Source organism: Pseudomonas sp. K5002 (genome assembly GCF_013386655.1).
Taxonomy (GTDB): Bacteria; Pseudomonadota; Gammaproteobacteria; order Pseudomonadales; family Pseudomonadaceae; genus Aquipseudomonas.
Genome location: NZ_JACARK010000530.1, coordinates 1 through 9,616, shown reverse-complemented (window position 1 = coordinate 9,616; position 9,616 = coordinate 1). Strand labels below are relative to the sequence as shown.

Annotated in this window: 7 protein-coding genes; 2 read left to right on the top strand and 5 right to left on the bottom strand. The window is 63.2% G+C overall.

Annotated features, from left to right (window positions below; all coding sequences use genetic code 11):
* Window positions 1-1,526 (bottom strand): glycosyltransferase family 39 protein (locus tag HX846_RS22635; protein ID WP_178966124.1); only part of this gene is annotated, 1,526 nt, incomplete at its 3' end.
* Window positions 1,527-1,748: 222 nt separating this feature from the next.
* On the opposite strand from HX846_RS22635, the gene HX846_RS22630 reads away from it, so the two are divergent.
* Both HX846_RS22630 and HX846_RS22625 read left to right on the top strand, forming a co-directional pair.
* On the top strand, window positions 1,749-3,911 hold the full coding sequence (locus tag HX846_RS22630) for an outer membrane assembly lipoprotein YfiO (RefSeq protein ID WP_177123200.1): 2,163 nt from the start codon (window positions 1,749-1,751) through the stop codon (window positions 3,909-3,911).
* Between the two features lie 3 nt (window positions 3,912-3,914).
* Entirely contained in the window at window positions 3,915-4,619 is a 705-nt protein-coding gene (locus HX846_RS22625; RefSeq protein ID WP_134325515.1) for a DUF3142 domain-containing protein, read from the top strand.
* A gap of 33 nt (window positions 4,620-4,652) precedes the next feature.
* On the opposite strand, the gene HX846_RS22620 is transcribed toward HX846_RS22625, so the two are convergent.
* The 4 genes from HX846_RS22620 to HX846_RS22605 form a co-directional block, all read right to left on the bottom strand.
* Window positions 4,653-6,095, bottom strand: a complete 1,443-nt coding sequence (locus HX846_RS22620; RefSeq protein WP_177123201.1) for an efflux transporter outer membrane subunit — start codon at window positions 6,093-6,095, stop codon at window positions 4,653-4,655.
* Window positions 6,092-7,150 (bottom strand): HlyD family secretion protein, encoded by a 1,059-nt coding sequence (locus HX846_RS22615; protein ID WP_178966123.1) that lies wholly within the window; start codon window positions 7,148-7,150, stop codon window positions 6,092-6,094. The genes HX846_RS22620 and HX846_RS22615 overlap by 4 nt, the downstream gene beginning before the upstream one ends.
* 26 nt (window positions 7,151-7,176) lie before the next feature.
* On the bottom strand, window positions 7,177-8,712 hold the full coding sequence (locus tag HX846_RS22610) for an MFS transporter (protein WP_177123202.1): 1,536 nt from the start codon (window positions 8,710-8,712) through the stop codon (window positions 7,177-7,179).
* A 229-nt stretch (window positions 8,713-8,941) separates the two neighbouring features.
* On the bottom strand, window positions 8,942-9,616 hold a 675-nt coding region (locus HX846_RS22605), incomplete at its 5' end, for a LysR substrate-binding domain-containing protein (protein ID WP_178966122.1).

Genomic DNA, 9,616 nt, shown 5'->3' with positions numbered 1-9,616 from the left:
CCGCCGTCCTGTTGGCTGAGCTGACGCCATCCGGCCGGCAACGGGGCAAACTCATCCGGCGGCTCCGCGGCGCTGATCAGCCATACACGCTGGATCTCGGCGGGTAACGCCGACAAGCGATCAAGGTAGATGCGCCCGCCATCCTGGTCCACCAGGGTGCCAAAACCATAGGCATTAGGCCGGGTGGACTTGCCGGCGGCGGTCGGCGGTGTGAAAAGCTGCAACTGGGCGTCGGTCTCGTCGTAATAGACGTAGGGCAGGTACCACAGCATGTCGCTGATGACGATGCGGTCATCTTCCTGGTAGTTGCGATTGACGAACTCCACCACCACGTTGAATTGATCATGCTCATCGACGGTGGAGTTGGTTTTCACGCCCACCAGCTCGACCCCGACAAACAACACGAAGACTGCCGCCGCTGCGAGCGGCAGGCGCGGCGACAGACGGTCGACGGCCAACGCCACGATGATCGGCAAACTCATCGCGTAGGCGGTGAGATAACGCTCGATAAACACCGGGGAAATAAACGAAACCCCATAGACCAGCAGCACTGGCAGCATGAAAAAAAGCCCCAGCAGCCAGCCAAAGCGAAAGCGGCTTTGATCGCGCCAGGCAGTCACACCGACCAGCGCCATCAGCAATAACGGAAACACCACAAAGAGCGGTCGCCACAAGTGGTCGCCCGGGTCCTGAATGAGGAACTGCCACACCATCGACGGCACGGAATACAGGTTGACCGGGTCTTCCCAGCCAATATCACCGCCCACCTTGAGTTCTTCGGTGTGCTGCACCAGGCCCAGCAGATTCGGGAGCCAGGGCAAGTACAGCAACACAATGGCAATGTTGGCCAACCACCAGCCCGCGCGCGTGACCAGGCGCAAGCCGCCGGCCCGTGGCTGGCGCAGCAACAGCAGCCATGACCAATGCACCAGTACGCACAACGCGGTGAAATAGTGGGTGTAGAAGGCTGCCGTCATCAACAGCGCATAGGCCACCAGATAGCGCTTGCGCTCAGGCTGGCGGACCCAATACACCAATGCCAGGGTGGCGGCCAGCAGCCATACGCCCAGCAGCGAATACATCCGCACTTCCTGGCTGTAGCGCACTGCCGTGGGCAGCAACGCCAACAGAATCCCGGCCAGCACCGCCGCGCGACGGGTCGCGACCAGCCTTGTCAGCCAGATTCCCAGGCCGACTGCGACCACACCGGGGATCGCACTCATGCTGCGCAGGGAGAAAATGCTGTCGCCGAACACCTCGATCCAGCCGCGCAGCATGAAGAAATACAGCGGCGGATGAACGTCATGTGCGGCGTGAAACCACAGGTCTTCCAGGGAATACTCGGCGAGCAGCAGGCTTGAACCTTCATCGCCCCAGATGGCGGAGGCGGTCAGGCCATAGAAACGCATGGCCATGGCCAACGCCACCAGCGGTACCCACCACAACCGAGCCAGCCAGCCGGCATTCTCCCAAAGGCCAGGATTGAGCACGGGCAATGCCCCGGCCTTGTTGTCTTGTTCCGCCACAGAGCGTCGCACCTCTACTTCCTCACCCACTACTGAACCTGCGCTTGCGCGAACACCCGCCACTCTAGGTCAAAAGGCCTTGATTCGCCCGCTGTTTTGCATGGATTTGACCAACCATCCGCCAATCGGACAAATCTGAATTTTGCGCAGGACGTCTCCGACGCTTTCATCGGATCACGCTATGATTGCTGCCTTCCATGGATTCAGGATCAAGGACATTTCATGCGCATCGGTCTTCTGTCACCCCTGGCACTGGCATTGCTCGCCACCCTTCCCCTCCAGGCCCACGCCAGCGGCGATGACTCTTGCTACCCGGATTGGCGGGTGTCGCGCAACAGCCTGGACGTGTGCAGCAACCTGCCCTTCCTGAGCCCCGGCAATGACAGCCGGGTCAACCTGCGGCTGTTGCTGGCGGACAAAAACGTCATGCCGCTGGCGCCGAATGCCTTGGGCGAGCAGGACGTGTCCGAAGGATTTGGCCCGGTGCCCTTTCCGGTGTATCGGCTTATGCCGGCTGCGGATGAGCCCGACAACAAACCCGACGACTCGCGCACCGCCGAACTGGTTGCACTGCTCAGCCCGCTGGGCATCACCCGCGACGACGCCAAGACCGCCGGTGAAGCCTTCCTTTCCGGCGAAGGCAGCCGCTGCCGCAGCAACGCCGATGACAGCGCCGCCGCGTTTATCAGCCAGGTGGTGAAGGCCGATGTACCGCAGGCCGAGCGCCAGTTACTGGCCAAGCTGCGGCTGCAGATGCTCGGCAGTTGTTCCTCGGACGGCGTAGCGGCAGGCGAGGCCGACCAAATCAAATCGGCAGACGGCCAGGCATTGCTCACCTACCTGAAAGCCGCCGGGGACTTTTACAGCGGACGCTTCAGCGATGCGCAAAAAGGTTTTGCCGGGCTGACGAGCAGCTCGCTGCCCTGGCTGAAGGAAACAGCGCTGTACATGACCGCCCGCACCGCGCTGAACGACGCCCAGCAAAATGCCTTCGATGAATACGGCACGCCGTCGCTTGAGCATGTGGATAAGTCTGCCCTGCAACGGGCCGAAAGCGCTTTCGACGACTACCTGAAAACTTATCCACAGGGCGAATACGCCGCCTCCGCCCGTGGCCTGTTGCGCCGGGTGCACTGGCTGGCGCCCAACCCCGACAAACTGGCGGACGACTTTGCCTGGCAACTGACCCAGGCCACCGATGCCCAGCGCAACGTGTCGCTGGATGAACTGGTGCAGGAAGCCGACACCAAGCTGCTGACCAGCACCACGGCACCTGTGGGCAACCCGTTGATCCTGGCCCTCAACGACCTGATGTGGATGCGTGCCGGTGAGCCGCCGAAGCTCACGCGTGAAGCGCTCGATGCACAAAAAGCGGTGTTCGCGCAGGAGCCCGCGCTGTATGCCTACGTGCAGGCGGCGTTTGCCCTGAACGTCGAGCATCAGCCCGACCGTGCCTTGAAGCTGCTGCCGCAAGACGTGCCGTCGAATCTCGACTACTTCGCTTTCAGCCAACAGACCCTGCGTGGCCTCGCGCTGGAAGCCAAGGAAGACTGGAAAGCCGCCGAGGCGCTGTGGCTGCAACTGCTGCCGCTGGCCAGGCAACCGTTGCAACGTGACCAGCTGGAGCTGGCATTGGCGATGAACTACGAACGCAGCGGCCAGCTGGCCAAGGTATTCGCCGCCGATTCGCCGATCAGTGCCAAGCAGGTGCGCTATATCCTGCTGCGCAACGTCGCCGGTCCCGACCTGCTGCGCCAACAGCTTGCCCATGCCGAAGACCCGGTAGAGCGCCAGACTGCGCAATTCACGCTGCTCTATAAAGACCTGCTGCGCGGCCAGTTCGAGACCTTTGCCGAGGACCTCAAGCAACTGCCCGCCTCGGTTCCCGATGACAAGCTCGGCACCAGCCTGGGCTACGTCTACAGCGGCGGCCAGTCGTTGAGACTGTTCCAGTGGAACGGTGACAAGGCCGAGTCCGGCTACACCTGCCCGAGCATCGCGCAAATCGCCAGCACCTTGCAGGCCGATCCGAAAAACCCGCAGGGCCTGAACTGCCTGGGGGAATTCGTCCTGCGTAACGGCCTGGACGGCATGCCCCTGGAACAGGCGCGCTCCGCCGGCAGCCTGGGCAGCACTGCCTCGCCCTTCAAGGGTGAAACCTTCTCGCGACTGGAGGGCTACAAGCGGGTAATCGGTAATCCCAAGGCACCGCGAAACGACAAGGCCTACGCGCTGTTTCGTGCCATCAACTGCTACGGACCTTCGGGCTACAACAGTTGCGGCGGCGAAGACGTCGACAAGAACGTACGCAAAGGCTGGTTCCGCCAGTTGAAAACCGGGTTCGCCGACACCCAGTGGGGCAAGTCGCTGCAGTACTACTGGTAAGCCGTGAAGCGTTTCTGGCTCGCCCTGCTCCTGCTGGCAAGCCCGGCCTTCGGCGCGGTGGACGCCCGCGACCATGATGCATTCTGGCTGTGGAGCGGCGTCGCGCCGCAGCCGGTGCTCAAGCAGGCGAAAACCCTGTACATCCTCCAGGGCCAGATCAACTCGACCCGCCGCGCGCCCCGGCGTGGCGTGCAATTCATCGCCCAGGGCATGAGTGTGCCGCGCATCACCCAGGGTGAAATCTGGGTGGTGTACCGCGCCCACACCCTGCACTGGCCCGAGTCGGTGTACAGCCAGATGCTCGGCCAGGTGCAACGCTGGCGGGATGCGGGCAATCCGGTGGTGGGCATCCAGATCGACTTCGATGCGCGCACGCAATACCTCGACGAATACGCGGATTTTCTGCGCGACCTGCGCCAACGCTTGCCCAAGGATCTACGCCTGAGCATCACCGGGCTGATGGACTGGAGCAGCAACGCCGACCCGGCCGCCATCGCACAACTCAAGGGCGTGATTGATGAAGTGGTGGTGCAGACCTACCAGGGCCGCCACAGCATCCCGGACTACGCGGCGTATCTGCCACGCATGAACCGGTTGGGGGTGCCGTTCAAGATTGGGTTGATTCAGGGTGGAGAGTGGGAGGAGCCGGGGTATTTGAAGGGCAGTGAGTGGTTTCGAGGGTATGTGGTGTTTTTGCAGAATCCTTGAATGCCCACAGTCCCTGGACTGTGGGCACTGGTATTAACGCCCTGCCGTCTGTTCCGGATACACCGACTCCCAGCCCCCGCCCAATGCCTTGTACAACCCGACCATGGCCAGGGACACGCCGGTGGAGCTTTCCACCCACTGCTCCTGGGTCGCCAGCAACGCACTTTGCACGGTCAGTACGTTGACGAAATCCACCACGCCTTCGACGTATTGATGCTGCGCCGTGGCAAGGGCGATCTGGTTCTGCCGCACGGCTTCGGCAAGGCTGTCGCGCCGCAGTTGGCTGGCGTTGTAGCGGGTCAGTTGATCATCGATTTCATGCCAGGCCCGCAGCACGGTCTGCTGGTAGGCCAGGGCCGCTTCCTGTTGCTGGGCTTCGCGCAGATCGAGCATGCCTTGCAACCGGCCACCGTTGAAAATCGGCAAGCTCAGTTGCGGGCCGAAGGCGAATGCACGCGAACTCCACGAGCCGAAATCCGCCAGCTGCAACGCCTGGGAGCCCACGCTGCCAGACAGGGTGATGCGCGGGTAGAAGTCGCCCTTGGCCACACCAATGGAGGCGGTGGCCGCATGCAAGCGAGCTTCGGCCTGGCGGATATCCGGGCGGCGCTCGGCCAGTTGCGACGGCAGGCCGATGGCGACCTGGCGTTGGGTTTGCGGCACCGCAGCGTCCTTGGACAATTCGGCGTACAAGGCTTGTGGCGGTTCGCCCATCAGCAGGCTCAGGGCGTTGATCAACTGGTCCTGGCGTTGCTGCAAATCCGGCAGGCGCGCCTCGATGGCGGCCACTTGAGCAGCGGCTTCGGCTACGTCCAGGTCAGTGGCGACACCATCGGCCAGGCGCAGTTGCGAGAGCTTCAGGCTGTGGCGCGCCACCTCGAGGTTTTGCTCGGTGACGGCGCGGGTGTTTTGCACGCCGCGCAGCTGGATGTAGTCCTGGGCGGTTTCCGCCAGCACCGACAACAGCACCGCGCGGCGGTCGTTTTCGGCGACTTGCAGGGTGGCGTCGGCGGCTTCGGTTTCGCGTTTTACGCGGCCCCAGAAGTCCAGTTCCCAGGCGGCGGAGAAACCCATGTCCCACTGGTTGAACGCCGAGCGGCCGTTCTTGCCCGAGGCATCGCTCAAGCCATCGGCGCTGTTGCGCTGACGCAGGTAATCGCCGGTGGCGTTGACGGTCGGGTAGCGCTCGGCGGTGATCACCTGGCGCGCCGCGCGGCTTTGTTGCAGGCGGCTGCTGGCGAGTTTCAGGTCAAGGTTATCGGTCAGCGCGCGATGGGTAAGCGCGGTGAGCTGCGCGTCGTGGAACACTTCCCACCAGCGCTCTTCCAGCGGGTCGTTGACCGCGTGGCTGGCGGCTTGCCGGCCATGGGGCTCGGTCCATTGGCCGACGGGATTCAGCGGGCGCTGGAAGTCCGGGCCGACGGTGCAGGCACTCAGGGTGAGCAGGCTCAAGGTTAACCAGGCAAGGCGTCTCATTGCTGCGCCACCTCACGTTGCTGGGCGGCGGCGTGGGTGTCGACGCTGGCTTCCACCGACATGCCGACCCGCAGGCGCTCGGTCAACGCCTGGCCGGGCTCCAGGATGATTTTTACCGGAATACGCTGCACCACCTTGGTGAAGTTGCCGGTGGCGTTGTCGGGTTTGACCGAGGCAAATGTCACGCCGGTAGCTGGCGCCAGGCTTTCGAGGTGGCCCTTGAGCACTTCGCCGTCGAGGCTGTCGACCTTCACGTCCACCGTTTGGCCAGCGTGCATGTGGGATAACTGGGTCTCCTGGAAATTGGCCACCACGTAGGCCTCGGCCAGCGGTACCACGGCGAGGATCTTGCTGCCCGGCGTCACATAGGCGCCGACCCGCACCGCGCGCTCGCCGACCATGCCGTCCACCGGCGCAACGATGCGGGTGTACGACAGCTTATTGCTGGCCATTTCCAGTGCGGCCTGGGCACGTTTCAGGCCGCCCTCTGCCGCATCACGCTGGGCGCTGAGGATTTCCACCTGCTTGCGTTCAGCGGCCAGCACCGCCGTGGCATTCGCCAGGCGCGCGGTGGCCTGGTCAATACGCGTCTTGGCTTGCTGGGCGTTCTGTACGGTGCCGGCGCCTACACCCGCGAGGTGGTTGTAGCGGTTCAGTTCGTGTTCGGCAAACGCCACTTCGGCACGATCCGCCGCCACAGTCGCCTGGGCCTGGGCGATCACCGAGCTTTGGCGCTCCAGGGTTGCCGTGGCATTTTTCAGCTGCGCCTGGGCCACCAGCGTATCGGCATCGGCCGCCTGGGCAGCGGCGCGGAAGTCACGGTCATCGATCAGCGCCAGCAACTGCCCGGCCTTGACCCGCTGGTTGTCTTCCACCAGCACTTCCTTGATGAAGCCGGCCACACGCGGCGCCACCAGGGTGTAGTCAGCGGCGACGAAGGCGTCGTTGGTGCTCTGGCGTTTGCTGCCGAACACACCCGGCGCCAGCAGGTAAACCAGCACACCTACGGCAAACACGGTGATGACGGTTACAGCGATTTTGTCTTTGCGTTTCATAACAATCCCTTTGGCTCAGTGAGCAATCAAGTCGGCGCGCGGGGCGGATAAATCCGCGTCGGCATCCAGAAAATCAGCAGGATCAACGCCGCCGCGACACCGGCCATGACGTAGTAGAGATCCGAAGAGGTGAGCACCACGGCCTGCTCGTGCAGCCGATGGGCAAGGCCGGCGGCATCGCTGTCGGCCAGGGGCGAGTTGCCCAGGCTGTCCACCAGCATGGTCGAGTGGAAATGCAGGCGGTGTGTGGTCAGGGCATCGAGCACGCCGGTGGCGACCACGGCGGCCAAGCCTTTGACGGTGTTGAACCACGCCGAGGCGAAAGGCCCGTCCTGGGGCGTGATGCTGCCGGTGGAGAGCATCAGCAGCGGCAACACCGCCATCGGTTGCCCGAAGATCTGCAGCAGTTGCAGCACGTAGAAATCATCGCGAATCCATGCCGACGTGAGTTGCGCCCCGCCCACGCAGGACAGGATCAACATGCTCAAGCCAATGCCCAATACCCAGCGGCAATCGACCCAGCGCAAGTTGCACAACGCCGCCACCAACGGCAGTGCGATCAACTGCGGCAGCGCCATGATCAGCATCACCGGTGCAGTTTGCAGCGGGCGGTAGCCTTGGACCTGGGCCAGGTAGCTGGACGGAATTATGGTCACCGCCAGCAGCACGATCAGCACCCCGGCGAGCACAATCAGCGCGAACGACAGGTTGCGTAGCCCAAGCATCTGCAACTTGAAAAACGGCATCGGGTGCGACCACTCGTTGATCATGAACAGCACCAGCAACACCAGGCCGCCGATCAACAATGAGGTAATCAGCGGCGACTCGAACCAGTCCAGCCGATTGCCCTGCAACAGGCCGATCACCAGCATGCAGATCGCCGGGAACCCCAGCAGCAGACCACGCCAGTTGAACTGCTTGAAGCGCTCCAGGCGCAGCGGGTCCTGGGGCAAGCCGTAGGCCACGGCCGCCATGGCCAGCAGGCACGGCCCGACAATCTGCCAGAACGCCCATTGCCAGCCGACGTATTCGGTCCACATGGCCGCCAGCGGTGTGCCGAGGCTAGGGCCGAAAGTGGCCGTGAGGGCATAGCCGGCCAGGCCGTACAGCTTGACGTTGGCCGGCAGGAACCGCAGGGCCACGGTCATCAGCATCGGCGGCAAGGCGCCACCGGCCAGGCCTTGCACGGTGCGCAGGATCAGCAGGCTTTCGTAGTTCGGTGCGAACGGGCACAGCACGCCAAGCACGGTGAACAGGCCGATGGCGCAGAGAGTGAAACGGCGCAGAGAGAACGTCACCGAACACCAGGGTGCAAAGGCCATCGCCGAGACAGAGGTGGCGGTGTAGGCAGCCACCAGCCAGGTACTTTCGTCGAAGCCGATGTACATCGCACCACGAATATCGGCGAGAGCGACTTTGGTCACCATCTCGTTGAGGCCGGACACCAGTACCGCAAGCAATACGCCCACCAGGCCGATGATGATACGCGGGCCGAAAACGGGCGGGGTAATGGCGGTCGGTTTGGCTGCGGCCAGGGGTGCGGGAGCAGCGAGGGACGTCATGAACTACAACTCGGAATAGGAAATACCCGAGCAGTTTAATAAGGCTTAGACATGACAAAAAGTGACTTATCGGAAGCTTATAAGTGCACCAGACGCAATGATCAAAATGTAGGCGATCTCTGTGGGAGCCGGGCTTGCCCGCGATGGCATCACCTCGCTATGCCTGAAAAGCCGTGTCGCCCGCATCGCAGGCAAGCCAGCTCCCACATTGACCGGGCTCACTTGCGACTCACGTGGGCTGCGCTTCCTTCCACGTCGCCTCGCAGCATTCACGCATGGTCTCGCGCAGCCATCTATGGGCCGGGTCCTTGTCGAAACGCGGGTGCCAGGCTTGGGTCAGCACCAGGGTCGGCAGGGAAATTGGCAGGGTGAAGGCTCGCAACGGCAGCTTCAGGCGATTGGCGCTGTAGAGCGCTTCCTTGGGCACCGGCAGGATCAGGTCGGAGTCCGGCAGCATGAACATCGCGCCGTGAAACCCCGGGGCGATCATCGCGACTCGGCGTTCCAGGCCCTGGGCGTTCAGGGCGGTGTCGATGGGCCCCCGGGCAATGCCGCGGCGGGAGATGCTGATATGCGAATAGCTGGCAAACCGTTCGGCGGTGATTTCTCCATCGAACAACGGGTGCCCTTCCCGTGCCAGGCCGACGAAGGTGGTGGTGAACAGGTTCTGCACCTTCACTTCCGGGGTGATCGGCATGGTGTTGCCCACCCGCAGGTCGAGACGGCCTTCACGCAGGGCCTCGTCATCGGTGTCGCCTTCCGGCACGAAGCGCAGTTCGCACAGCGGTGCCATGCGTTCCATGGTGTCGAACAGCCGACCGCCATACACTCCGACAAAAAAGTCATTGGCCCGCACGCTGAAGCGCCGGCGCAGGGTGCGCAGGTCCACTTCGTCCGCCGAGCG

Bases quoted from the DNA above. Each gene is read 5' to 3' on its own strand.
- HX846_RS22610 (WP_177123202.1), bottom strand. From the start codon at position 8,712: ATGACGTCCCTCGCTGCTCCCGCACCCCTGGCCGCAGCCAAACCGACC.
- HX846_RS22620 (WP_177123201.1), bottom strand. From the start codon at position 6,095: ATGAGACGCCTTGCCTGGTTAACCTTGAGCCTGCTCACCCTGAGTGCC.
- HX846_RS22615 (WP_178966123.1), bottom strand. From the start codon at position 7,150: ATGAAACGCAAAGACAAAATCGCTGTAACCGTCATCACCGTGTTTGCC.
- HX846_RS22630 (WP_177123200.1), top strand. From the start codon at position 1,749: ATGCGCATCGGTCTTCTGTCACCCCTGGCACTGGCATTGCTCGCCACC.